Source organism: Pseudomonas sp. AC172, assembly GCF_979258595.1.
Window position 1 is genome coordinate 1113440 of the sequence record NZ_OZ409868.1, and the last position, 24200, is coordinate 1137639.

Here is a 24200-nt window from a genome sequence, read left to right on the forward strand (position 1 = left end):
CGCCATGCCAACTATTACTCTTCCCGACGGCAGTCAACGTTCATTCGATCACCCGGTTTCCGTAGCCGAGGTCGCCGCATCCATTGGTGCCGGTCTGGCCAAAGCCACCCTGGCCGGCAAGGTCAATGGGCAACTGGTCGACGCCAGCGACATCATCAGTAGCGACGCGACCCTGCAAATCATCACGCCAAAGGATGAAGAGGGGCTGGAGATCATTCGCCACTCTTGCGCTCACCTGGTGGGTCATGCGGTCAAGCAGCTGTACCCGACTGCGAAAATGGTCATCGGGCCGGTCATCGACGAAGGCTTCTATTACGACATCGCCTTCGAGCGTCCTTTTACTCCGGACGACATGGCTGCCATCGAACAGCGCATGCAGCAGCTGATCGAAAAAGATTACGACGTGATCAAGAAAGTCACACCGCGCGCCGAAGTGATCGAGGTGTTCAAGGCTCGTGGCGAAGACTACAAACTGCGCCTGGTCGAGGACATGCCGAACGAGCAGGCCATGGGCCTGTACTATCACGAAGAATACGTCGACATGTGCCGTGGCCCGCACGTGCCGAACACACGCTTCCTGAAATCCTTCAAGCTGACCAAGCTGTCCGGTGCCTACTGGCGCGGCGACGCCAAGAACGAGCAATTGCAGCGCGTTTACGGCACCGCTTGGGCAGACAAAAAGCAGCTGGCGGCTTACATCCAGCGCATCGAAGAAGCTGAAAAACGCGATCACCGCAAGATCGGCAAGCGTCTGGGCCTGTTCCACACCCAGGAAGAATCCCCGGGCATGGTGTTCTGGCACCCGAACGGCTGGACTCTGTACCAGGTGCTCGAGCAGTACATGCGCAAGATTCAGCGCGACAACGGCTACCTTGAGATCAAAACCCCTCAAGTCGTTGACCGTAGCCTGTGGGAGAAATCCGGGCACTGGGCCAACTACGCCGACAACATGTTCACCACTCAGTCGGAAAACCGCGACTACGCGATCAAGCCGATGAACTGCCCGTGCCACGTGCAGGTGTTCAACCAGGGCCTGAAGAGCTACCGCGAGCTGCCGATGCGTCTGGCCGAATTCGGTGCCTGCCACCGTAACGAGCCGTCGGGTGCGCTGCACGGCATCATGCGCGTACGTGCGTTCACTCAGGACGACGCCCACATCTTCTGCACAGAAGAGCAGATGCAGGCCGAATCCGCCGCATTCATCAAACTGACCATGGACGTTTACCGCGACTTCGGCTTTACCGATGTCGAGATGAAACTGTCCACTCGTCCGGAAAAACGCGTCGGTTCCGACGAACTGTGGGATCGCGCTGAGGCCGCATTGGCTGCAGCCCTTGATTCTGCGGGCCTGCCGTACGATCTGCAGCCGGGTGAGGGTGCGTTCTACGGTCCGAAGATCGAGTTCTCGCTGAAAGACTGTCTCGGTCGCGTCTGGCAATGTGGTACTCTGCAGCTCGATTTTAACCTGCCTGTCCGTTTGGGCGCTGAATACGTCTCTGAAGACAACAGCCGCAAACACCCGGTGATGCTGCACCGTGCGATCCTCGGTTCCTTTGAGCGTTTCGTCGGGATTCTGATCGAGCACTATGAAGGTGCATTCCCTGCGTGGCTCGCGCCGACCCAGGCGGTGATCATGAATATCACTGATAAACAGGCTGATTTTGTTGCAGAAGTTGAAAAAACTCTCAACGAAAGCGGATTTCGTGCCAAGTCCGACTTGAGAAATGAAAAGATCGGCTTTAAAATCCGCGAGCATACTTTGCTCAAGGTTCCCTATCTCTTGGTAATCGGAGATAAGGAAGTCGAGATGCAGACTGTCGCTGTGCGTACTCGTGAAGGTGCTGACCTGGGCTCGATGCCCGTCGCCCAGTTCGCTGAGTTTCTCGCGCAAGCGGTTTCCCGGCGTGGTCGCCCAGATTCGGAGTAATTATTATTAAGCGTGAAATGAGACAAGATAAACGAGCTGCACCGAAAGCCCCGATCAACGAGAATATCTCGGCACGCGAGGTTCGGTTAATTGGGGCTGAAGGTGAACAGCTTGGGATTGTGTCAATTGAAGACGCGCTTCTTAAGGCTGAAGAGGCCAAACTGGATTTGGTGGAAATTTCCGCCGATGCAGTACCCCCTGTTTGCAAACTGATGGACTACGGCAAATCGATCTTCGAGAAGAAGAAGCAGGTTGCCGCGGCCAAGAAAAACCAGAAGCAGATTCAGGTTAAAGAAATCAAGTTTCGTCCAGGGACGGAGGAAGGGGATTACCAGGTAAAACTGCGCAACCTGGTACGTTTCCTGAGTGATGGGGACAGGGCCAAGGTATCCTTGCGATTCCGCGGCCGTGAGATGGCCCACCAGGAGCTGGGGATGGAACTCCTCAAGCGGGTTGAAGCTGACCTGCTCGAGTACGGTTCGGTCGAACAGCATCCTAAGATGGAAGGACGCCAACTGATCATGGTCATCGCCCCGAAAAAGAAGAAGTAATCAACAGGGCACGGCAGGCCTTCTGATTATGTTTATCAACTGAATGCGGAGTATCCGAACATGCCAAAAATGAAAACCAAAAGTGGTGCTGCTAAGCGGTTTCTGAAAACTGCTAACGGTATCAAGCACAAGCACGCTTTCAAGAGCCACATCCTGACTAAAATGTCGACCAAGCGTAAGCGTCAACTGCGCGGTAGCAGCTTGCTGCATCCGTCTGACGTGGCAAAAGTCGAGCGCATGCTGCGCCTTCGTTAATTTTAGTCAAGAATAGAGGAAGTAACTCATGGCTCGTGTAAAGCGTGGCGTCATTGCCCGTAAGCGTCACAAAAAAATTCTGAAACTTGCTAAAGGCTACTACGGCGCACGCTCCCGCGTATTCCGTGTTGCCAAGCAAGCGGTAATCAAGGCAGGCCAATACGCCTACCGTGACCGTCGTCAGAAAAAACGTCAGTTCCGCGCACTGTGGATCGCTCGTATCAACGCTGGTGCTCGTGTTAACGGTCTGTCCTACAGCCGTTTCATCGCTGGCCTGAAAAAAGCGTCCATCGAGATCGACCGTAAGGTTCTGGCTGATCTGGCAGTGAACGAAAAAGCGGTGTTTGCTGCGATTGTCGAGAAAGCTAAAGCCACCTTGGCTTAAGTACCCCCGACAATCACCCGGCCTCGCTTCCGTGGGGCCAGGTGGTAAACGTCTTAAATAGGGGAAGAGCCTTCAAGCTCTTCCCCTATTTTGTATCTGGAGTCTGTACATGGAAAACCTGGATGCGCTGGTCTCTCAAGCACTAGAGGCTGTGCAAAGCGCTGAAGATATCAATGCCCTGGAGCAAATCCGGGTTCAATACCTTGGCAAAAAGGGTGAATTGACTCAGGTGATGAAGACCCTGGGGAATTTGCCGGCAGAAGAGCGTCCGCAAGTCGGCGCCCTGATCAACGTTGCCAAGGAACGTGTCACAGGCGTTCTCAATGCGCGCATGGCTCTGTTTGAAGAAGCCGAACTGGCTGCCAAACTGTCTGCCGAATCCATTGACGTAACGTTGCCGGGCCGTGGTCAGACCTCCGGTGGTCTGCATCCGGTGACCCGGACTCTGGAACGCGTAGAACAGTTCTTCACCCGTATCGGCTACGGCATCGCCGAAGGCCCTGAGGTCGAAGACGACTATCACAACTTTGAAGCGCTCAACATCCCAGGCCACCACCCGGCCCGGTCGATGCATGACACCTTCTATTTCAATGCCAACATGTTGCTGCGCACCCATACCTCGCCGGTACAGGTCCGCACCATGGAGTCGAAACAGCCGCCGATCCGCATCGTCTGCCCAGGCCGTGTGTACCGCAGCGACTCCGATATCACCCATTCGCCGATGTTCCACCAGGTCGAAGGCCTGCTGGTCGATCGCGACATCAATTTTGCCGATCTCAAAGGCACCATCGAAGAATTCCTGCGGGTGTTCTTCGAGAAAGAGCTGGCCGTGCGTTTCCGTCCTTCGTACTTCCCGTTCACCGAGCCATCCGCTGAAGTCGATATGGAATGCGTGATGTGCAGCGGTAAAGGCTGCCGCGTCTGCAAACAGACTGGCTGGCTGGAAGTGATGGGCTGCGGCATGGTTCACCCGAACGTGTTGCGCATGTCCGGTATCGACCCGGAAGAGTTCTCCGGTTTTGCCTTCGGCATGGGCGTCGAGCGTCTGGCCATGCTCCGTTACGGCGTGAACGACTTGCGTCTGTTCTTCGACAACGACTTGCGGTTCCTCGCGCAATTTCGCTAGTCGTAACGAATTCTTAGGAGAGCAGGATGAAATTCAGTGAACAATGGCTGCGTGGCTGGGTTAGCCCGCAGGTAAATCGCGACGAGCTGGTTGCTCGTCTGTCGATGGCTGGCCTGGAGGTCGATAGCGTGACCCCGGCCGCCGGTGTATTCAGCGGCGTGGTAGTGGGCGAGGTGCTGAGCACCGAGCAGCACCCTGATGCTGACAAGTTGCGCGTGTGCCAGGTCAGCAATGGCGCGGAAACTTTCCAGGTCGTGTGCGGTGCGCCAAACGTGCGTCCGGGCCTGAAGATTCCGTTCGCCATGATCGGTGCTGAGCTGCCGGGCGACTTCAAAATCAAGAAAGCCAAGCTGCGCGGCGTTGAGTCCAACGGCATGCTCTGCTCGCAAGCCGAACTGCAGGTCGGTGAAGGCAACGACGGTCTGATGGAACTGCCGGCCGATGCGCCGGTGGGCGAAGACTTCCGTGTGTACCTGGATCTGGAAGACGCCAGCATCGAGGTCGACCTGACCCCGAACCGTGGCGACTGCCTGTCCCTGGCCGGTCTGGCCCGTGAAGTCGGCGCGCTTTACGACGCGCCGGTCACCCGTCCGGTGGTCATGGCCATTCCTGCCGTGCACGACGAAGTGCGTTCGGTAGAAGTGCTGGCGCCTGCCGCGTGCCCACGTTACCTGGGCCGCGTGGTCCGTAACGTCGACCTGTCCAAGCCGACGCCACTGTGGATGGTTGAGCGTCTGCGTCGCGCCGACGTGCGCAGCATCGACGCTGCCGTCGACATCACCAATTACGTGATGCTCGAACTGGGCCAGCCGCTGCACGCCTTCGATCTCGCCGAAATCAACGGCGGCATTCGTGTGCGCATGGCGGAAGAGGGCGAGAAGCTGGTACTGCTCGATGGTCAGGAAGTCAGCCTGCGTAGCGATACGCTGGTGATTGCCGATCACACCCGCGCTCTGGCGATTGCCGGTGTAATGGGCGGCGAGCACAGCGGTGTTTCCGCGAGCACTCGCGATGTATTCCTGGAAAGTGCGTTCTTCGACCAGATCGCAGTGGCGGGCAAGGCTCGTTCCTACGGTCTGCACACCGATGCGTCGCACCGCTACGAGCGTGGCGTTGACTGGCAACTGGCCCGAGAAGCCATGGAGCGCGCCACTGGCCTGCTGCTGGACATCACTGGCGGCGAAGCTGGCCCGATCATCGAGACAGTCAGCGAGCAGCATCTGCCGTCGTTCGCACCGATCACGCTGCGTTCCCAGCGCATCACTCAGATGCTCGGTATGGAAATGGATTCCGCCCAAGTCGAGCGTCTGCTCAGCGGCCTGGGTCTTGGCATTGCTGCCGACGGTGAAGGCCAGTGGCGCGTAGAAGTGCCAAGCCATCGCTTCGACATCAGCCTGGAAGTCGATCTGATCGAAGAACTGGCCCGTCTGTACGGCTACAACCGTCTGCCGGTTCGTTACCCGCAAGCGCGCCTGGCGCCGCAAGCGAAGGCTGAAGCGCGTAGCGATCTGCCGGAGCTGCGCCGTCTGCTGGTGGCGCGTGGTTATCAGGAAGCGATCACTTACAGCTTCATCGATCCGCGTCAGTTCGAACTGTTCAACCCGGGCGTCGAGCCGCTGTTGCTGGCCAATCCGATTTCCAACGACATGGCGGCAATGCGCTCTTCGTTGTGGCCGGGTCTGGTCAAAGCGCTGCAGCACAACCTCAACCGTCAGCAGGATCGCGTGCGTCTGTTCGAAAGCGGTCTGCGCTTCGTTGGTCAGCTCGAAGGTCTGAAGCAAGAGCCAATGCTGTCCGGCGTGGTTTGCGGTAGCCGTCTGCCGGAAGGCTGGGCGCAAGGTCGCGACACGGTCGATTTCTTCGACGTCAAAGCCGACGTGGAGGCCGTGCTGGGCTTTGCTGGTGCGCTGGATTCGTTCACTTTCGCTCCGGGCAAACACCCGGCGCTGCACCCGGGTCAAACCGCGCGCATCGAACGGGAAGGGCGTGAAGTCGGTTTCATCGGCGCCATCCACCCGGAGTTGTCGAAAGCCCTGGGTCTGGATCGTCCAGTCTTCGTTTTCGAGCTGGTTCTGGCTGAAGTGGCACTCGGTAAAATGCCGAAATTCCACGAGTTGTCGCGCTTTCCTGAAGTGCGTCGTGACCTTGCACTGATTGCGCACAAAGACGTCGCGTCCGCAGCCGTACTGGACGTAATCCGTGAAAATGCAGGCGAATGGCTCACAGATCTCAGGCTGTTTGACGTGTATCAGGGTAAAGGTATTGATCCTGATAGAAAAAGCCTTGCAGTTGGCTTGACCTGGCAGCATCCATCGCGCACTCTTAATGACGATGAGGTGAATTCGACGACGCAAAATATCCTCACCTCGCTCGAACAAAGGTTGAACGCCACGTTAAGGAAGTGACGTATGGGGGCTTTGACGAAAGCTGAGATGGCGGAACGTCTGTATGAAGAGCTGGGCCTGAACAAGCGGGAAGCCAAGGAATTGGTCGAACTGTTTTTCGAGGAAATCAGGCACGCTCTTGAAGACAACGAGCAGGTCAAATTGTCCGGTTTCGGCAATTTCGACCTTCGGGACAAACGCCAGCGGCCTGGCCGCAACCCGAAAACGGGGGAAGAAATCCCGATCACGGCTCGCCGTGTGGTCACCTTTCGTCCAGGGCAGAAGTTGAAGGCCCGAGTTGAGGCTTATGCTGGAACCAAGTCATAACGACGAACTACCCGTCATCCCGGGCAAACGCTACTTCACCATTGGTGAAGTCAGCGAGCTGTGTGCTGTAAAGCCACACGTGCTGCGCTACTGGGAGCAGGAGTTTCCTCAACTCAACCCCGTCAAACGCCGCGGAAACCGCCGGTATTATCAGCGCCAGGACGTGCTGATGATCCGGCAGATCCGCGCGCTCCTTTACGATCAGGGTTTCACCATCGGCGGTGCGCGCCTGCGTCTATCCGGCGATGAAGCCAAAGACGACACGACCCAATACAAGCAGATGATTCGGCAGATGATTGCCGAGTTGGAAGACGTGCTGGTAGTGCTCAAGAAATAAAAAGCAGCGTTTGAATACTTCCAGTTTTCAAACGCTTGCGCTATATTCTTGAGCGCTCTTCGAGGTGAAGGGCGAGTTGCAAGATCAGTCGGGGCGTAGCGCAGTCCGGTAGCGCACTAGCATGGGGTGCTAGGGGTCGAGTGTTCGAATCACTCCGTCCCGACCATTATTCCTGAGTAGAATCAGACAGTTAAGCCGATCAGATGGATCGGCTTTTTTGTGCCTGCGCGAAACCACACGTTAATTTCTTTAGTAAGATCTGGATTCGCTCCGGCCTGGCGATCTTTGCTGAATCCTTCAGTTCAATCCCGCCTACGCGTAGTACAGATTCAGCGCAATTAGCTCAAACACAGCCACAAATACGCAGAATGCAACGAATCTCCGGGTAAACACCCTGCGAGGCTTTTCATAGCCTTGATAGTTACTGAATGCGCTGCAAAGGTTTCCCAGAAAATCAATAAAGTCCATCAGATCTGCATCCTCGCCTGCATGCTTCATGCATCTTGCCAATTCCAGTCTGGTTGAGATCTCTCATTGTCCTTACGATCGGCCTCGGTAGTCGGCGTACGGCTCTACTCCACCCACGTGGGTGGCCCGTTGTAGAGGGAAAGTCATCTGCAACCCCGTTTATGCAGCTCAGTATCAATAAGTAATAAGGACGTTAAGTGTTTCGCAAACTGATGTTACTGGTGTTGATCGCCAGCTCAAGCGGCTGTGCAGCAACGGCCATGCGGATGGATTATGACAAGCATCGATGCCCCTACATCGGTGTTCGGTTCGACTGGTGGTTGGTCGGTACATCCAAAGGCAAGTTGATTCCCTTTTTACTGATCGACGCGCCATTTTCATTGGTGGTCGATACAGTATTCTTCCCCTTCGAATATCAATACACCTGCAATTTCTGACTTGCGGGTAGTGCACCCCAAGCAATGTAAAACTCCCTTAGAAAAGCCTTGGCATGTGCCAAGGCTTTTCCGTTTCTGATGCCACCGCCGATAAAACTCAGGACGATCCAACCCTGCCGTCCCGAACCTGCATCAGTGCAAACCCCAAGAGATTCAGGCCTTTCCACAGGTTCGGATCGTTCACATCTGCGTGATCTTGTGCGAGCCCAATTCCCCAAATGGCATCAACCGGGCTCGCTTCGACAATGACCCGAGATCCCGTGCGCATCAGGTATTCGATCAGCTCCGGGTTTTGGGAAAACTTGGCTTGGTTTGCCTGGACGACGATGTCGTATCGGTGTTGCAGCCAGAGTGGGTCGTTGAATCCGCGCACCTTGCGGCCGAGGGCTTTGGCGGCGTTCGGGGTCGGGGCCTGGAGCACTTGTGCACGAATGTCCTGATCGTCGAACAACGCTGCCTTCTCGGCCATCATGAAGTGTTCGGCTGTCGGGTAGCGTTGCCCTTCGACAACGAATTCGGCTTCGTACCACTGGCTGAAGCATGAAGCCGTGACGGCGTCTTTACTTTGCTGGTGTCCCCAGAAAAAGGTGAAATCCAGCGGCTCTCCAGCGTTGAAGCGAGCGCGTAGATCTTCGAGAAGTTTAGAGTCGTGCAATGAGATTTCCTCGGTAACTGACGTTCGACGTTACAGTTGCTGTGCGTGTCAGGGCAATACGCAATATCGCCCTGACACTAATCCAGTGGACCCAATACCTGGCGGTAGTGTTCTTCGCCTTGAGGCGTCTGCCGGGTCAGGCGGATTTCCAGGCCTTGGGGGTTTTCTTTGCGGTTGCCGCTGAGCTGGCGCCACCCCATCTGCGGTTCCCAGACGCGCACTTGCAGATTGATGATTCTGTCGAGCACCGCCACTGCCTGTTTCGGCGCAGGCAGCGGGTAGCGATCACGAGGCGTGGCGGCGGCGCGGTACAGGGTTTGATCTTTCAACCACCAGCGCACGCGCTGCAAGCCGTTTTGCGAGGTGGCTGCACTGCGGATCACGTCAAGACGAAAGCGCTGGTCGTCGGCGCTGCGCACGCTGATTGCTGCTGGCTGCTCGGATCGTTCGTCATCGTTGTCGTTCAACAGTGGTTCGCGCAGTTCGATGCTGGCGCGCAAGGCGATATCTCGTTCCAGTTGATGCAGCGTGCGCAGCAGCACTTCGGTGTGTTCGGTGCTTGCCTGCAGGTGCGTGTCGGCGCGGGTCACGCTGTCCAGACCGCGCCAGGCAATCAGGCTGACGATCGCCATGAGCAGGATCGCGACCATCACTTCGATCAGGGTAAAACCCTCTTGCCGGCTATTCATGGCTGATTGGCCAAGGTCAATTTGCCCGTGGCTGTGCGTTGCACGGTGAGCGTGTGCTGGCCGTCCGAAAGTTGCAGTTGCACGGGCGAATCGAACCACTCGGCGTTCAGTATCAGCGGCTGCCTGGGTGTCACTCGCACCTTCATTGACGGCGCTTCCCAATGACGAGGGCGCAGTTGCGGATCGGCGAGGAAGTGATCGAAGCCTGAGCCTTGCTCATTGCGACGGCTGAAACGAAAGCCGTTTTTGTCCGCCAGCCAAGTGATCGGGCGTCCTTCGGCCAGGGCTTCGGCATGGGCGATTTGCAGCAACTGGATCAAGCGATTGGCGTCCTTGCGCAACAGTTGCGCCGCGTCAGGTTTGATACTCAGGCTGACGGCGGCGCTGGCAATACCGATGATGATCAACACCACCATCAATTCGATGAGGGTGAAGCCTGTTTGTCTGTCCTTGGTCATACCGCAACGTTCCTTCGTTGTGAATCCATCCTGGCGGATTCGAACCATCAATCCCGATAGAAAAGCGAATGTTGTCCTGTAGACTGCGACGCAAGACAACAGGGAGGTTGGGTCTTGGCATTTACTTTTCGCTTATCCGCAACGCAGCTTGTGCAATCGGCGGCGCTGATCGCTGCACTGGCAGGGGGACTGTTCTGGTCTGCGCTGTTGCTGACGCCGGCACAATTCCACGTTCCGGCGATGGACCCCCAAGTGCTGCCGACGCGCGCCGACACAGCGGCTTTGCAGTGGTTTTCCAACCAGCCGGCACCGTTGGATATCAAAGTTTCCGGAGTGCTGGCAGGGGCGCACGCTGCGGTGGCGATTCTAAGTCTCAACGACGGTCCGCCGCGCAGTTTTCTGGTGGGTGATCGCCTGACCCAGGGGGTGCGCGTGATAGCCATTGAACAGGATGCGGTGGTCATTGAGCGTGGCCCAGAACAGAGCCGATTAAAAGTCAGCACGCTGCCAGACTCCCCGTCGCTGCCTCGGTTGACTCGACCCTGAGCAGCGTCATTGGCGCTTTTCCTGCGGCCGGCCGAGTAAGGTTTCGAGTCGCGCCAGGGGTGGCGCCTGACGTTCGCGATCGGAAACCAGCAGCGTCACGCGCATCAGTCCGTCGGTGCTCGGTGTCATGCGTTGATCACAGCGCAGTTGCAGGCGACCTTGATCACACTCGAAGGTTTTCAGTCCCGGGGCAAAATCTCCCTCCAGACGCAGTTCGGCGAGCCGGGTCTGCGCCGCCAGCAAAGCGATCGAGCGATCGCGCAGCAGGCCATTGCTCTGGGTCATCAGGCCTGCAACGCGAACGGCCGCAGACATGGCCACGGCGATGATTGCCAAGGCCACCAGAACCTCGATGAGGGTGAAACCTCGCTCCTTGCGCAACGCTTCCATGCTTGTCTCTGCGGTTGAAACCGGCCCGCAGAATAACACCCGTCCTTTGGCGAATGTGCAGAAAAACAGTGCGTTAATGATTGTTGTACGATGACTGGCTTTTGTTACACTGCGCGCCGAATGTAATCATGCCAAGGAAGGTTGAAATGGATTTCGCGCGCGTCAAATCTCAGTCCGCAGGGCGTCGAGGCCAGCAGGGTTTTACCCTGATCGAGATCATGGTGGTGGTAGTCATCCTCGGCATTCTGGCTGCGATGGTCGTGCCCAAGGTGCTCGACCGACCTGATCAGGCCCGAGCCACTGCGGCGAAACAAGACATCGCCGGCCTGATGCAGGCGCTCAAACTCTACCGCCTCGATCACGGCACTTATCCGACGCTGAATCAGGGACTCAAGGTGTTGGTGGAGCGTCCGGCGGATGCGAAAAACAGCAACTGGCGCTCTTATCTGGAACGCTTGCCCAACGACCCGTGGGGTCGTCCATACAACTATCTGAATCCTGGCGCGAACGGTGAGATCGACATCTTCTCCCTCGGCGCAGACGGCCAACCCGACGGCGACGGCGTCAATGCCGATATTGGTTCCTGGCAGCTCTGAGAGCGGCCATGAAATCATCCTCGCCACAGGCGCAGAAACAGCGCGGCATGGCCATTATCAGCGCCTTGCTGATTGCCGCCGTGGTTGCGGTGATCGCCGCTGGCATGCTCACCCGGCAGAGCGTCTTTACCCGTTCTCTTGAAGCAGAACAGTCCCGAGTGCAGGGCGCGGCCACGCTGTTGGCGGGGCTGGAGCTGAGTCGGCAACTGCTGAGGGACACGCGTCAACAGGACGCGCTGACCCGGCTCGATCAACCTTGGGCGCAGCCTGTCAAAAGCCATTTGTTGAGTTCGCTGGGGGGCGGTTTCGAGGGGCGCATCGAGGATCAGCAGGGCAAGTTCAATCTGCGCAATTTACTCAGCAATGAGCGTGTCGATGGCGGACAGTTGCGCAGCTTCGAACGCCTCTGCGAAATGATCGGAATCGATGCTGCCCTCAGCCAGCGCATCAGCCAGCGAGTCATTGCCTCCTACCCGAGAATGCCCGACCTGCAAGCCGCCGGGCAGAGTATGGCGCAGACGGGTTTCGACGGCGTCCGTGCGACGTCGCCGAGTGCACGTCGAAGGCCCTTGCCGGCCACTCAGCCGATGTTGCGCAGCCTTGATGATTTACGTGGCCTCGAAGGCATGAATGAGCAACTGCTTGGTCGCCTGAATCAGTATGTCAGCCTGATTCCGGCCAAGACCTGGGTCAACGGTAATACGGCCAGCGCCGAGGTATTGGTGGCGGTGGTACCAGGGTTATCGCTCGCGCAGGCCAGGGCCGTGGTGGGAGAGCGCGATCGTGGCCAGTGGTTCATCAATCGCGGGGACTTCGTCAACCGTCTGCACTTGCCGCATCTGACCGTCGACGGACTGAACGTCGGCATCAGCAGCGATTGGTTTCTGCTGCGCGGACACGCGCGTCGTGACCAGCGCCTCGTTAGCCTGGATGCGCTGCTGCATCGCCCCGCCGACGACATGCCGAAAGTGGTCTGGTCGAGGCTTGGCGTATGACTCGCTTGCGAGTCGCCTTGCCGCCGCTGGCGGGTTTGACCTCAGACTCTGAGGTTGAATTTGCGCGCCTGGATCGGCACGACCAGGTCAGTCAGACCGGTGTCAGTACGCTGTTGCTGATTGAACAGGAGTGGCCGTTACAGCCCGTCGAGTTTTTTCTGCATCCGGCAGACAGCGTACTGACCAGTTTGCAGTTGCCACCGCTGACGCCGGTGAAAGTCGATGCGGCGGTGAAGTGTGCCGCGCAGGCGCTCATTCTGGGTGGCACTGAACAGATGTACGTTGCACACAGTGCTCGTGAGGTCTCAGGACAAGTGTCGCTGGCGTGGCTCGCGCAGGCATCTCTGGATCGTTTCGGGCTGTTATTGGCTCAGCACCGATTGAAGCTGCGAGGCCTTTACCCGGCGCCTTATGCGTTGCCGGTGCCCGCGCAGGGGCAGGTCAGCGCCTGCGTGTTGGACGGGCAATTGTTGCTGCGCTTCAGCCGTGCGCAGGCTTCGGTAGAACCCTTGGCGCAGGAACGTCTGGATGAACTCGTCGGCAGTGGTTGCGGCTTGCAGTGGATCGGCGCGGATGCTCCTGCAACAGTCGTCGAACCACGACCTGCGGAGCAGCGCTGGTGTGGCGTTGCGCCGGGATGGGGGTTGCATGCAGGCATCGGCAAGGCTACCGGCCCCGCGCGCGGTTGGGGCAAGGCCATCTTCTGTTGTGCCTTGGCGATTACGATCTGGGTGTCTGGGCTGAACCTTTACGCGGCACGTGAGGTGACCCAGGGAGAGCAGCTCAAAGCGCAAATGAGCCAGCGGGTGAAGCAGGCTTTTCCAGAGTTACCGGTGATCCTCAATCCGTTGCAGCAGGCTCGCCAGCAACTGGCAGCCCGGCACAGCGGTGTGACGGTCGACGCGAATCATGGGTTCGCCTACCAGGTGCAACACGCCGCGAGCGCGCTGCCGTTTATGGCGGGCAGCGTCCAGCGCATGAGCTTTGAGCAGGGACGTTTGCAGTTGGAGTTGGCTGCCGATACTGCGCAGGCACCCGCCGACGGCGCATTGCCGGGAGCGCTGACGCAGGCCGGGCTGGTCGCCAGACGCGAAGACAACGTGTGGATTTTCAGCCCGCAGGTTGAGCCGGCAGCGGTTGAGGACGATGCCGTCATGGACAGCGACGATGAATAATCGACTGGCGATCTATCGGACTCGCTGGCTGCTGCTGCGAGCACAGATTCATCGGCATTGGGCGCCGCTGACCTTGCGCGAAAAACGCCTGGTCGCGGGCACCGCATTGATGTTGGGGGGCGTGCTGATCTGGCTGCTGTTCGTCCAGCCACCGCTGAAAAAGATTGAATATTGGCAAACCGAAACGCCGAAGTTGCGTGGCCAGGCCGAAGCGCTGGATCTGTTGTTGCGCGAGGTGGCGACAGCGCCCATTGGGCAAAACGTCGAGCGGTCATTGCAGCAATCTCTCGATGGCAACGGGCTGCTGGGTCACTACCAGTTGCAGGCAATTGGCACCGCTTGGCAGTTGACGTTCGAGGATGCGCCCGCTGATGCCGTCATCAGTTGGCTGTTAATCCACCCCGTGCAGTTTTCACTTGAAGTGGTCGAGGCTCGTTTGCAGCGTGCAAGTGAGGTCAAGGTCGATGATACGGCAGGCACTCTGTCGGGAACCGTTCGCATGGATCAGGCGCAGGGCGCTAAGGAAGCTTCATGAAGTGGTCAGGTTCCAATTGTGTACGTACGGCCGCGCCGTTTCTGTTGTTGGCACTGAGCGCATGCAGCAACACCACCGCGCCACAGAATCAGCCGCCATTGCTGGTCGACAGTGAGCTGGGCCGGCCGTTGGCCAACACCCAGCGCAGCGGCGACGCGGTGCTCGACCGCGAGCGCGCACAGGCGCAGGCGCGACCGGTGCCGAAGCAATTGCACAACATCACTAAGAGTGCGCGCAGTGGCGCGGCGGCGTCGGGCATTGCCTTGCCGAGTAATCCTTTGGGCGATCAACCGGTGACGCTGAATTTTGTCGACGCCGATATTCAAGCGGTGGTGCGGGCGTTGGCACGTTCGACCGGTCAGCAGTTTTTGGTCGACCCTCGGGTCAAGGGCACGCTGACGCTGGTCTCGGAAGGTCAGGTGCCGGCGCGGCAGGCTTACGACATGCTGTTGGCGGCGTTGCGCATGCAGGGTTTCAGTGTGGTTGACGTGGGCGGTGTGGCGCAGGTGGTGCCGGAGGCGGATGCGAAGCTGCTGGGCGGGCCGATTTACAGCGCCGATAAGCCGGCCGGCAACGGCATGCTCACCCGCACGTTTCGGCTGCAATACGAGAACGCGGTGAACTTGATTCCGGTGCTGCGGCCGATCGTTTCGCCGAACAACCCGATCAACGCCTATCCCGGCAATAACACCATCGTTATCACCGATTATGCCGAGAACCTGACCCGCGTTGCGCAGTTGATCGCGAGCATTGATTCGCCGAGTGCGATCGACACGGATGTGGTGCAGATTCAGAACGGCATCGCTGCCGACATCGCGCCAATGGTGGCTGATCTACTCGATGCGCCGGGCAATGATCCGACGCAGAAAATTGCGGTGATCGGTGATCCGCGTTCCAACACCATCATCATTCGCGCTGGCAGCCCGGAGCGCACGGAGTTGGCGCGTAACCTGATCTACAAACTCGACAACGCGCAGAGCAATCCGAGCAATCTGCATGTGGTTTATCTGCGCAACGCTCAGGCGGCGAAACTGGCGCAGGCGTTGCGCGGTTTGCTCACCGGTGAGAGCGACAGCGGTACCAGCGACAGTGCGCGTTCGGTGCTCAGTGCGATGGGTGCAAGCACTGGTGGCAGCGCTGGGCAGAATGGCCAGAGCGGGACGCAAACCAGCGGCACAACATCGACCAGCAATAGCAGCGGCAGTACCGGTGGCAGTTACGCACAAGGCAGTGGCGGCACCAGTAGCAGCGGTAATCAGGCGAGCGAACAGAACGTCGCCTTCAGCGCCGGCGGCGTGACCATTCAGGCCGACGCCACCACCAACACCTTGCTGATTTCCGCGCCGGAGCCGTTGTACCGCAACCTGCGCGAGGTAATCGATCTGCTCGACCAGCGCCGCGCGCAAGTGGTGATCGAAAGCCTGATTGTCGAAGTCGGCGAGGACGATGCCAGTGAGTTCGGTGTGCAGTGGCAGACCGGCAATCTCGGTGGCAACGGCGTGATCGGCGGGGCGAACCTGGGTGGTTCGGGGCTCAACACCAACGGCAAAACCAGCATCGATGTGTTGCCGCAGGGTTTGAACCTGGGCTACGTCAACGGCACTGTCGACATCCCCGGCATCGGTAAGATTCTTGACCTGAAAGTGCTGGCCCGGGCGTTGAAGAGCAAGGGCGGCACCAACGTGTTGTCGACGCCGAACCTGCTGACCCTCGACAACGAGGCGGCGAGCATTTTTGTCGGCCAGACCATTCCGTTTGTCAGCGGCAGTTACGTCACTGGCGGCGGGGGCACCAGCAATAACCCGTTTCAGACCGTGACCCGTGAAGAGGTCGGTTTGAAGCTTAATGTGCGCCCGCAGATTTCCGAGGGCGGCACGGTGAAGCTCGATATCTATCAGGAAGTCAGCAGCATTGATGAGCGGGCTTCGGCCAGTGCCAATTCTGCGGGGATTGTCACCAACAAACGCGCGATCGACACCAGCATCTTGCTGGATGACGGGCAGATCATGGTGCTCGGCGGTTTGCTGCAGGACGGTTACAGCCAGAGCAATGACTCGGTGCCATGGCTGGGTAGCCTGCCGGGGATCGGCGCGCTGTTTCGCAACGAGCGCCGGGCGATCACCAAGACCAACCTGATGGTCTTTCTGCGCCCGTACATCATCCGCGACAGTGAGGCGGGGCGCAGCATCACCCTCAACCGCTACGACTTCATGCGCCGCGCTCAGGGCGGTTTACAGCCGGAACGCAGCTGGGCGATGCCGGACATGCAGGCGCCGCAGTTGCCGACGGCGGCGCAGGGTGTGCCGGCAGTTTTACCGGTATCGGGTCCGCGCGCCACTATCAAAGCGGTGCCGATCCAATGAGTTCGCTGCCCTACGCCTGGGCCAAGGCGCAGCGCATTCTGTTGTGCGATGGCGTGCTGACGGTGTGCCCGTCGACGCCGGGCTGGTCGATCAGCGAGGCGCGGCGTCAGTTCGGCGCGATCACGATTCAGCGCGTGCGCGATGACGAACTCGATGGCTTGCTCGCCAGCGCTTACGCCGACACCGGCAGCGCAGCGGCAGTGGTCGGTGCTGCAGAAAACGAAGTCGACCTCGATCGGCTGATGCAAGACATGCCGGAAATCACCGACCTGCTCGACACTCAGGACGGTGCGCCGGTAATTCGCATGATCAACGCCTTGCTCACGCAAGCGGCGCGCGATGAGGCCAGTGACATTCACATCGAGCCGTTCGAAACCCATTCGGTGGTGCGCTATCGCGTCGACGGCACCCTGCGTGACGTGGTCTCGCCGCGCAAGGCTTTACATGGCGCACTGGTGTCGCGGATCAAGATCATGGCGCAACTCGACATCGCCGAGAAACGCCTGCCGCAGGACGGTCGCATCGCTTTGCGCGTCGCCGGGCGGCCAATTGATATTCGTGTTTCCACGGTGCCGACCGGTCACGGCGAGCGCGTGGTGATGCGCTTGCTCGACAAGCAGGCCGGACGTCTGCATCTGGAAACCCTCGGCATGGACGCGCAGGTGCTGGCCAAACTTGATCACCTGATCCGCCAGCCCCACGGCATTGTGCTGGTCACCGGGCCGACCGGCAGCGGCAAAACCACCAGCCTCTATGCGGCACTGGCGCGGCTCGATGCGAGCACCAGCAACATCCTTACTGTTGAAGACCCGGTGGAGTACGACCTGCCGGGCATCAGCCAGATTCAGGTCAACGCCAAGATCGACATGACCTTTGCGTTAGCGCTCAGAGCGATTCTGCGCCAGGACCCGGACATCATCATGATCGGCGAAATCCGCGATCTCGAAACCGCGCAAATCGCCGTGCAGGCCTCGCTGACCGGACATTTGGTGTTGGCGACCTTGCACACCAATGACGCGGTGTCGGCGGTCAACCGCTTGATCGACATGGGCGTCGAGCCGTTTCTGCTGGCGTCTTCAATGCTCGGGGTTTTGGCGCAGCGACTGGTGAGGCGGCTGTGCAATCAATGCAAGGAAGAAGACCCCACCGCGCCCGGCACCTGGCGCCCGGTCGGTTGCGCAAACTGCAATCAAACCGGCTACAGCGGCCGCACCGGCATCCATGAATTGTTCTGCATAGACGACGACATCCGCACCCTGATTCACCAAGGGGCAGGGGAGCAGGCCTTGCGCGCATCCGCCGCGAAAGCCGGGATGTTCAGCCTGCGCGAGGACGGTGAGCGCTGGATCCGCAGCGGCGCCACCGCCCCTGAAGAAATCTTGCGTGTAACACGGGACGCCTGATGAATCGCTATCGTTTTGAAGCCGCCGATGCCACCGGCAAGATCGAAAATGGACACCTTGAGGCGGACAGCCAGAGTGCGGCGTTCAGCGCTTTGCGTGGACGCGGTTTGACCGCGCTGTCGGTGCACAAAGAAAGCAACGTTGCCCAGCACGGCGGCGGCGGACTGTTCAGCGCCAAACTCTCGGACAACGATCTGGCCTGGGCCACGCGGCAATTGGCGAGTCTGTTGGGCGCGAGTCTGCCGCTGGAGGCCGCGCTCAGTGCCACGGTCGAGCAGGCCGAGAAAAAACACATCGCCCATACGCTCAGTGCTGTTCGTGCGGATGTGCGCAGTGGCATGCGGTTGGCGGAATCGCTGGCGGCACGGCCACGGGATTTTCCCGAGATCTATCGTGCGTTGATTGCGGCGGGGGAAGAGTCCGGTGACTTGGCCCAGGTCATGGAGCGCCTCGCCGACTACATCGAGGAGCGCAACAACCTGCGCGGCAAGATTCTCACCGCTTTTATCTATCCGGGTGTGGTCGGGCTGGTCTCCATCGGCATCGTGATTTTCTTGCTCAGCTACGTGGTGCCGCAGGTGGTCAGTGCGTTTTCCCAAGCGCGGCAGGATCTGCCGGGGTTGACCCTGGCGATGCTCAACGCCAGTGATTTCATCCGCAGTTGGGGCTGGCTGTGCGCAGCGATCATGGCCGCCAGTTTCTGGAGTTGGCGGTTGTATTTGCGTAACCCGGCGGCGCGTTTGAGTTGGCATCACCGGGTGCTCAAGTTACCGTTATTCGGGCGTTTCATCCTCGGCCTTAATACTGCGCGTTTCGCCTCGACGCTGGCGATTCTCGGCGGCGCCGGCGTGCCGTTGTTGCGTGCGCTGGAGGCAGCGCGGCAGACGCTGTCCAATGATCGCTTGAGTCTGAGCGTCACTGAGGCCACGGCCAAGGTGCGCGAAGGCGTCAACCTCGCGGCGGCGTTGCGGGTGGAAAACGTATTCCCACCGGTGCTGATTCACCTGATCGCCAGCGGCGAAAAAACCGGGTCGTTGCCGCCCATGCTTGAGCGTGCGGCGCAGACGTTGTCGCGTGATATCGAACGGCGGGCGATGGGCATGACCGCGCTGCTTGAACCGCTGATGATTGTGGTGATGGGCGGGGTGGTGTTGGTGATCGTGATGGCGGTGTTGTTGCCGATCATTGAGATTAATCAACTGGTCCAGTAGCAGGTTTTGATGGTGTCTGACTTGGCCTCATCGCTGGCAAGCCAGCTCCCACAGGGGACGGTGTTGTTGATGCGATCTGTGACACAACACAAAAACCTGTGGGAGTTGGCTTGCCAGCGATGAGGCCAGTCAGGGCAATGAATAATCCAAACTTTCCCAGAATTCCACTCCCCGCACGCTCTCCAAGCAGACATGAAAAAGCCCTCGTCACCGAGGGCTTTTCATTCACACGGTTACATCGATCAATCAGATCTTGCCAGCGCCAGCCTTGGCTTTAACATCAGCAGCGACTTTGTCCGCGTTCAGCGGGGTGTAGCTATAAGGTGGGGTCCAGCCGATGCTCGAACTCCACGAACAGCTCAGTGCGCTGCCATTGAGTGTCGAACCTTGGTCGCGGTAAACGCTGCCACCGTAGTCGCCGGCGATTTTGTCGCAGCCGCTGATGCCGGAGATTTCGAACGCGTTTTTCTCGGAGAAAATCTTCGAGTTTTTACCCACACCGTGCGCGTAGCTGAACGGGTAGACCTTATGGCTGGTGCTGCCTACGTGATAGTTGTTGTACAGATGCACCTGGCCGAAACGCACGCGTGGTGCGCGGGCGGAGATGTTTTCGAACAGGGTATTGTGGATCGTGACCTTGAGCTTGCCATCGTCGGTGGTGCGGCTGTCGCTGGAACCGATCAGGTTGTTCTTCTCGTGCGATTTGAACGCCGAGTAGGAAATGGTCACGTAGTTGGCACCGTTTTTCACGTCCAGTGCGCCGTCGTGGTGTTGCTTTGGACGACCGTTGGCGGTGCCGTTCTGGTCATCGGTGCGGCGGCCATCTGTGAAGGTGACATGGTCGACCCACACATTGTTGGCGCCTTCGATGGTCAGCCCGTCGTACTCGGAGTTCCAGTTGCCGGCGCTGCCGTCATTGGCGTCCCAGATCGGCTCCGGATCCCACGGGTTTTCGATGGTGATATTGCGGATAATCACATCGTTTTCCTTGGCATAGAAGAAACCCTCGCGGATCTCCGCCGTGCTGCTCGTACCGACGATGGTCGTCTTGCCAGGGATATCCAGACGACCGCGCTTTTTCATATCGGCAGTCGTCGTATAAGCTTTGCCTTCGCTGATGTCGATGGGCCCGGTAATCTTGATAATGCGACCGTTGGTGCCGACTGAAGCACTGAGTGCAGCTTTCAGTTCGGCGGCGTTCTTCACGGTGTAGATGTTGTTGGCTGCCGCTTTGGAGCCACCCTTGGTGCCACCGTTTTGCGTGGCCCAGCCAGTCGTTGCAACATCCAGCCAGATATCGGCCGCTTGTGCAGGCAGGCTGGAAAACAGCAGGCTGCCGAAGATGGCGCTGGCCAGTTTGCAGGCCGTGAAGGTTGATGGTTTTGTCATGAGTAATCAGATCCTTGATTAACTTGAGTGTTTTACACGCGAAGTCTCGACGTGTTTCTCGAGCGGACGTCCATATCGCCATTGCAGCGAATCGAACGTCCGCTACATGAGAAATCCTATCATGTGAACTGGTGCGTTGTCGTACAACTGAATGGGCTATGATGCGTAATTATTCGAAAATTCGAGATTTTTGTTGCTGATGGACAGATCCAACGCCACCCCCAATGTTCGTCGCCGGCATCGCAGCCTGGCGGAGGACCTGGTCACCGAGCTGTCCCGACGCATTTGCAGCGGCGAACTCGCGCGCGCGACGAAGCTGCCGACTGAATCTCAGGTCATGGCCGAACACGGCGTCAGCCGCACCGTGGTGCGCGAGGCGATATCGCGTTTGCAGGCAGCGGGCCTGGTGGAAACCCGGCACGGTATCGGCACCTTTGTTCAGGACATTCCCAGCCCGAGCGGTTTTCGCATTGATCCGGACAGCATCGTCACGCTTGCGGATGTCCTGGCGGTGCTTGAGTTGCGCATCACCCTTGAGGTCGAGGCCGCTGGCCTGGCGTGTGCACGACGTACCGATGAGCAACTGCAACTGATGCGTGATTCGCTGGACGCCATCAATTCTCGCGCCGTCAGTGTCGACTACGCCGTGTCGGCGGATTTCCAGTTCCACCAGCAAATTGCGCTGGCCACCGGCAACCGCTATTTCACCGACATCATGCTGCACCTGGGCGCCAACATTCTGCCGCGCACACGCCTGCATTCCAAGCGCCTGGAGAATGACCGCAAGGAGCCCTATCTGGAGCGCCTCAGTCGCGAGCATGAAGACATTTACATTGCGATTGTCCGGCGTGATTCCGATGCCGCACGCGCAGCCATGCGTTTGCATCTGTCCAACAGCCGCGAGCGTCTGCGCCGTGCCTACGAAGCCGCAGACGCGGCGGCGTTGAACGTCTGAAGCCTCAGGCGCGTGCCTTGGGTTCGGGCAGGCCTTGAACGCCCGGATTGAGGGCGAACACCCCACCCGCCAATGGCTGGTCAGCGAGATCGATGCCTTGCGGGCGAATCGAGGTGACAAACAGGGTGTCGAGCCGAGGGCCGCCAAAGGCACACATCGTCGGTTTCTTCACCGGCACCGGCAACGCGCGATCCAGTTTCCCCTGCGGGGTGAAGCGCAACACCAGGCCGGCATCAATTGCGCAGATCCAGTAACAGCCGTGTGAATCGACGGCGGCACCGTCCGGTCGACCGGGGTGGTCGTTCATGTCGATGAACACGCGGCGGTTGTGCGGCGTGCCGCTGTCGATGTCGTAATCGTAGGCCCAGATCAGTTGCCGGCTCGGGTGCGAGTCGGACACGTACATGGTGCGTCCGTCGGGGCTGAACGCCATGCCGTTGGGCGCCACGAGTCCCTCCACTTGCGGCGCCAGCACCGATACATCGTTGGGGTTTTGCGCGTCGTAGCGATACAGCGCGCCGACCGCCTCGGCGCCCATGGCGGTTGGCATCGAGCTGGCCCAGAAGCGTCCCTGACGATCGCAACGACCATCATTGAAACGCATGCGCGGGCGGGCATGCTCGACGCCGATGAGCTTTTCCGCAGCCAGACGTCCGTCAGCCTGCGGGCGCAGTTTGAACAGGCCACTTTCCTGCGCGCCAAGCCAATGTCCCGCTTCGCTGCGGGCGATACAGGCGAGCATTTCGTCCGCCTGCCAGCATTCGGTCTGGCCGTCGAGCTGCCAGCGATGCAAGCGGCCGACGGGAATATCCACCCAATACAACGCATTTTCATCTGCTTGCCAGATCGGGCTTTCACCGGTGGCGTTGCGCGCATCGACAATCAGTTCGGCATTCATGAGCGTGTCTGCGCCGGCGTTTCAAACGGACCTGCTGCGGTAAAGGCGCCGCCCTGATACAAGCGGTCCGGGTGGTCGGCGGCGAGTGCCGGTTGTTGTTCGACCTTTGCGCGAAAGGCTTCGGAGCTGTCCTGCGGCGCAAAGCCCAGGTGCGCGGCGTGCCGGTTGTTCCACCACTGATCACGGTTGGCGGACACCCCGTACACCACGCTGTGCCCGACATCGCTGGCCAGCAGTGCGCGGGCGATCAGGTGCTCCAAATCCGTATAGCTCAACCAGGTCGCCAGCATGCGCAGGTTTCGCGGTTCGGGGAATGAGGAACCGATGCGCAGGCTCACTGTTTCGATGCCATAGCGGTGGAAATAGAAGGTTGCCAAGTCCTCGCCATAAGCCTTCGACAAGCCGTAATAACCGTCCGGGCGACGCGGCGAATGGGCGTCGATCTGTTCGTCCTGCGAGTAGAAACCGGTGACGTGGTTGGAGCTGGCGAACACGATGCGCTTGACCCCGTGCAGGCGCGCGGCCTCATAAATATGAAAGGTGCCGCGAATATTCGCTTCGAGGATTTCTTCGAAAGATCGCTCCACCGAGATCCCGCCCAAATGCACGATGGCATCGACGCCCTCGACCAGCGCGGCGACAGCGGCCTTGTCGCTCAGATTGCAGTTGATCACTTCGTCATGCGCGCCGCGGCTCGGCGCCATCGCACTGATGTCCGAGGCGCGGACGATGTCGGCGTGAACCTGCAGGGTTTCTCGCAGAATCTGGCCGAGCCCACCGGCGGCGCCGGTCAGCAAAATACGGTTGAAGGGTTTGGCTTGCGTAGCGTGGGTGGTCATGGTCAGGTCTTCCATTACGCGGTGGTGAAAGGGGATGGGCGGCAGGTGTCTGCCCGACAAGCGATGCGCGCTCGCCAGGCAAAAGCTGCGCGCGGCTTACATGAAGTTGTATTGCACGCCCAGTCGCCAGCGAGCCTGGCGGTCGGGTGAGGTGGAGTCGACTTTGATGTCGCCGATTTCCATGAAGGGCGCCCATTGTTTGGTGAGCTTGTATTTGACGATCAGGTTCTGTTCGTAGTCGCTCTTCTTGTTGTCGTAGCGGATGTAGTCGGTCTTGAAATAGATGAACTGATATTCGTAAGCCCACTTGTTGGCTGGCGTGTAGCCGAGCCAGCCTTCGAAGCGGTGGGTGGTCTGGTCATCTTTGTAGTGATCGGGCATGTCTTTGTTGACCTGATCGCGATCGAGTTTGCGCAGGTCCAGGCGATAGCGCGTCGCTACGTAGAAGGCGTCGTCGATTTTGTAGTTGTACTTGAGGCCGAACTTGTAGGCGGTCGCATCCTTGGAGCTGTCCATCTGAAACGCCGGGGTCAGCGTCGACTGCGCGCTGAGCTTGTAGTTGTAGCTCACGGTGAACTCATGGCCGTTGTTGACCATGTTGTCGTAGGCGACATCTTTGCGGTCACCGGCCGTGCGGTATTTCATCTCCGCCTCAAACCCCAGTCCACTGTCCAGGCGGTAGTTGAGCTTGATTCGGTCGGCGTGGGCGCTGTCCTCCTCGGTGTACTGATGGCGGTAGTTGAGGCTGGCAGAGTCAGCGAGGGCAGAGAAGGGCAGGCCGAGGGCCGCGACAGTGACGAGCGTGCGTAGGGTGGTGTTCATACGGTCTTCTTTTTTGTTTTTGTTAGGGTCGTTTGACGAGTACTACAGGCACCGCGATGTTGCGTATGGCTCTCATTTGAGGCG

General features: G+C 59.1%; 26 protein-coding genes and 1 tRNA gene. 19 read left to right on the plus strand and 8 right to left on the minus strand.

From position 1 onward, the window contains the following. The first annotated feature begins 4 nt into the window (after positions 1–4). The 10 genes from thrS (at position 5) to ACZ0A4_RS05145 (ending at position 8197) form a co-directional block, all read left to right on the plus strand. The gene (gene thrS, locus ACZ0A4_RS05100; protein WP_007913488.1) at positions 5–1927 is read left to right on the plus strand and encodes a threonine--tRNA ligase; all 1923 of its coding nucleotides are present in this window, start codon (positions 5–7) and stop codon (positions 1925–1927) included. Further along, positions 1927–2478: a translation initiation factor IF-3 gene (gene infC / locus ACZ0A4_RS05105; RefSeq protein ID WP_170947229.1), complete on the plus strand. Its 552-nt coding sequence runs from the start codon at positions 1927–1929 to the stop codon at positions 2476–2478. Before thrS ends, infC begins: the two co-directional genes overlap by 1 nt. A gap of 60 nt (positions 2479–2538) precedes the next feature. Beyond that, positions 2539–2733, plus strand: a complete 195-nt coding sequence (gene rpmI / locus ACZ0A4_RS05110) for a 50S ribosomal protein L35 (RefSeq protein WP_002553160.1) — start codon at positions 2539–2541, stop codon at positions 2731–2733. 28 nt (positions 2734–2761) lie between these two features. After that, complete coding sequence (gene rplT / locus ACZ0A4_RS05115) at positions 2762–3118, plus strand: 50S ribosomal protein L20 (RefSeq protein ID WP_007913489.1); 357 nt, start codon at positions 2762–2764, stop codon at positions 3116–3118. A 109-nt stretch (positions 3119–3227) separates the two neighbouring features. Next, positions 3228–4244, plus strand: coding sequence for a phenylalanine--tRNA ligase subunit alpha (gene pheS / locus ACZ0A4_RS05120; protein WP_003226365.1), 1017 nt, complete (start codon positions 3228–3230; stop codon positions 4242–4244). Between the two features lie 26 nt (positions 4245–4270). Continuing rightward, the gene (gene pheT, locus ACZ0A4_RS05125) at positions 4271–6649 is read left to right on the plus strand and encodes a phenylalanine--tRNA ligase subunit beta (RefSeq protein WP_463573386.1); all 2379 of its coding nucleotides are present in this window, start codon (positions 4271–4273) and stop codon (positions 6647–6649) included. Positions 6650–6652: 3 nt separating this feature from the next. Next, on the plus strand, positions 6653–6955 hold the full coding sequence (gene ihfA, locus ACZ0A4_RS05130; protein WP_002553164.1) for an integration host factor subunit alpha: 303 nt from the start codon (positions 6653–6655) through the stop codon (positions 6953–6955). Continuing rightward, positions 6936–7292, plus strand: a complete 357-nt coding sequence (locus ACZ0A4_RS05135; RefSeq protein WP_003179985.1) for a MerR family transcriptional regulator — start codon at positions 6936–6938, stop codon at positions 7290–7292. Before ihfA ends, ACZ0A4_RS05135 begins: the two co-directional genes overlap by 20 nt. An 89-nt stretch (positions 7293–7381) precedes the next feature. Continuing rightward, positions 7382–7458 (plus strand) — tRNA-Pro (locus ACZ0A4_RS05140). A gap of 499 nt (positions 7459–7957) precedes the next feature. Continuing rightward, positions 7958–8197 carry a YceK/YidQ family lipoprotein gene (locus ACZ0A4_RS05145; protein WP_463387526.1) on the plus strand — a complete coding sequence of 80 codons (240 nt, stop codon included), beginning with the start codon at positions 7958–7960 and terminating at the stop codon, positions 8195–8197. Between the two features lie 97 nt (positions 8198–8294). On the opposite strand, the gene ACZ0A4_RS05150 is transcribed toward ACZ0A4_RS05145, so the two are convergent. The 3 genes from ACZ0A4_RS05150 to ACZ0A4_RS05160 form a co-directional block, all read right to left on the minus strand. Then, the gene (locus ACZ0A4_RS05150; protein ID WP_463573389.1) at positions 8295–8852 is read right to left on the minus strand and encodes an NADAR family protein; all 558 of its coding nucleotides are present in this window, start codon (positions 8850–8852) and stop codon (positions 8295–8297) included. 77 nt (positions 8853–8929) lie between these two features. Beyond that, a complete protein-coding gene (locus ACZ0A4_RS05155; protein WP_463573391.1) occupies positions 8930–9541 on the minus strand; it encodes a PulJ/GspJ family protein in 612 nt (203 codons plus the stop codon). Continuing rightward, entirely contained in the window at positions 9538–9999 is a 462-nt protein-coding gene (locus tag ACZ0A4_RS05160; RefSeq protein ID WP_463573392.1) for a GspH/FimT family pseudopilin, read from the minus strand. Before ACZ0A4_RS05160 ends, ACZ0A4_RS05155 begins: the two co-directional genes overlap by 4 nt. Before the next feature lie 114 nt (positions 10000–10113). Between ACZ0A4_RS05160 and ACZ0A4_RS05165 the strand changes: the two genes are divergently transcribed. Beyond that, positions 10114–10545 (plus strand): type II secretion system protein N, encoded by a 432-nt coding sequence (locus tag ACZ0A4_RS05165; protein ID WP_463573393.1) that lies wholly within the window; start codon positions 10114–10116, stop codon positions 10543–10545. Positions 10546–10551: 6 nt separating this feature from the next. Here ACZ0A4_RS05165 and gspI read toward each other — a convergent pair whose 3' ends face one another. Further along, positions 10552–10935, minus strand: a complete 384-nt coding sequence (gene gspI, locus ACZ0A4_RS05170) for a type II secretion system minor pseudopilin GspI (RefSeq protein WP_463573394.1) — start codon at positions 10933–10935, stop codon at positions 10552–10554. A 146-nt stretch (positions 10936–11081) separates the two neighbouring features. On the opposite strand from gspI, the gene gspG reads away from it, so the two are divergent. Genes gspG through gspF form a run of 7 tightly spaced genes read left to right on the plus strand, consistent with a single transcriptional unit; the run spans position 11082 to position 19213 of the window. Then, positions 11082–11531, plus strand: a complete 450-nt coding sequence (gene gspG / locus ACZ0A4_RS05175) for a type II secretion system major pseudopilin GspG (protein WP_016984958.1) — start codon at positions 11082–11084, stop codon at positions 11529–11531. 8 nt (positions 11532–11539) lie between these two features. Beyond that, positions 11540–12526, plus strand: coding sequence for a type II secretion system minor pseudopilin GspK (gene gspK, locus ACZ0A4_RS05180; protein ID WP_463573395.1), 987 nt, complete (start codon positions 11540–11542; stop codon positions 12524–12526). Then, positions 12523–13701 carry a type II secretion system protein GspL gene (gspL, locus tag ACZ0A4_RS05185; protein WP_463573396.1) on the plus strand — a complete coding sequence of 393 codons (1179 nt, stop codon included), beginning with the start codon at positions 12523–12525 and terminating at the stop codon, positions 13699–13701. The genes gspK and gspL overlap by 4 nt, the downstream gene beginning before the upstream one ends. After that, complete coding sequence (gene gspM, locus ACZ0A4_RS05190) at positions 13694–14236, plus strand: type II secretion system protein GspM (RefSeq protein ID WP_463573397.1); 543 nt, start codon at positions 13694–13696, stop codon at positions 14234–14236. The genes gspL and gspM overlap by 8 nt, the downstream gene beginning before the upstream one ends. Then, on the plus strand, positions 14233–16599 hold the full coding sequence (gene gspD, locus ACZ0A4_RS05195) for a type II secretion system secretin GspD (protein WP_463573398.1): 2367 nt from the start codon (positions 14233–14235) through the stop codon (positions 16597–16599). The genes gspM and gspD overlap by 4 nt, the downstream gene beginning before the upstream one ends. Beyond that, the gene (gspE, locus tag ACZ0A4_RS05200) at positions 16596–18002 is read left to right on the plus strand and encodes a type II secretion system ATPase GspE (RefSeq protein ID WP_463573400.1); all 1407 of its coding nucleotides are present in this window, start codon (positions 16596–16598) and stop codon (positions 18000–18002) included. Before gspD ends, gspE begins: the two co-directional genes overlap by 4 nt. Beyond that, positions 18002–19213: a type II secretion system inner membrane protein GspF gene (gene gspF, locus ACZ0A4_RS05205; RefSeq protein WP_463573402.1), complete on the plus strand. Its 1212-nt coding sequence runs from the start codon at positions 18002–18004 to the stop codon at positions 19211–19213. Before gspE ends, gspF begins: the two co-directional genes overlap by 1 nt. 246 nt (positions 19214–19459) lie before the next feature. Here the strand turns inward: gspF and ACZ0A4_RS05210 are convergent, their stop codons facing one another. Beyond that, a complete protein-coding gene (locus ACZ0A4_RS05210) occupies positions 19460–20602 on the minus strand; it encodes a pectate lyase family protein (RefSeq protein ID WP_463573403.1) in 1143 nt (380 codons plus the stop codon). Positions 20603–20801: 199 nt separating this feature from the next. Between ACZ0A4_RS05210 and ACZ0A4_RS05215 the strand changes: the two genes are divergently transcribed. Continuing rightward, positions 20802–21557: a FadR/GntR family transcriptional regulator gene (locus tag ACZ0A4_RS05215; protein ID WP_463573404.1), complete on the plus strand. Its 756-nt coding sequence runs from the start codon at positions 20802–20804 to the stop codon at positions 21555–21557. A gap of 4 nt (positions 21558–21561) precedes the next feature. On the opposite strand, the gene ACZ0A4_RS05220 is transcribed toward ACZ0A4_RS05215, so the two are convergent. The 3 genes from ACZ0A4_RS05220 to ACZ0A4_RS05230 all read right to left on the minus strand — a co-directional run bounded on the left by ACZ0A4_RS05220 (position 21562) and on the right by ACZ0A4_RS05230 (position 24116). Next, positions 21562–22455, minus strand: coding sequence for an SMP-30/gluconolactonase/LRE family protein (locus ACZ0A4_RS05220; RefSeq protein WP_463573405.1), 894 nt, complete (start codon positions 22453–22455; stop codon positions 21562–21564). Next, entirely contained in the window at positions 22452–23294 is an 843-nt protein-coding gene (locus ACZ0A4_RS05225) for an NAD-dependent epimerase/dehydratase family protein (protein WP_463573406.1), read from the minus strand. The genes ACZ0A4_RS05220 and ACZ0A4_RS05225 overlap by 4 nt, the downstream gene beginning before the upstream one ends. A 96-nt stretch (positions 23295–23390) precedes the next feature. Continuing rightward, positions 23391–24116, minus strand: coding sequence for an oligogalacturonate-specific porin KdgM family protein (locus ACZ0A4_RS05230; RefSeq protein ID WP_038364761.1), 726 nt, complete (start codon positions 24114–24116; stop codon positions 23391–23393). Between the last annotated feature and the right edge of the window lie 84 nt (positions 24117–24200).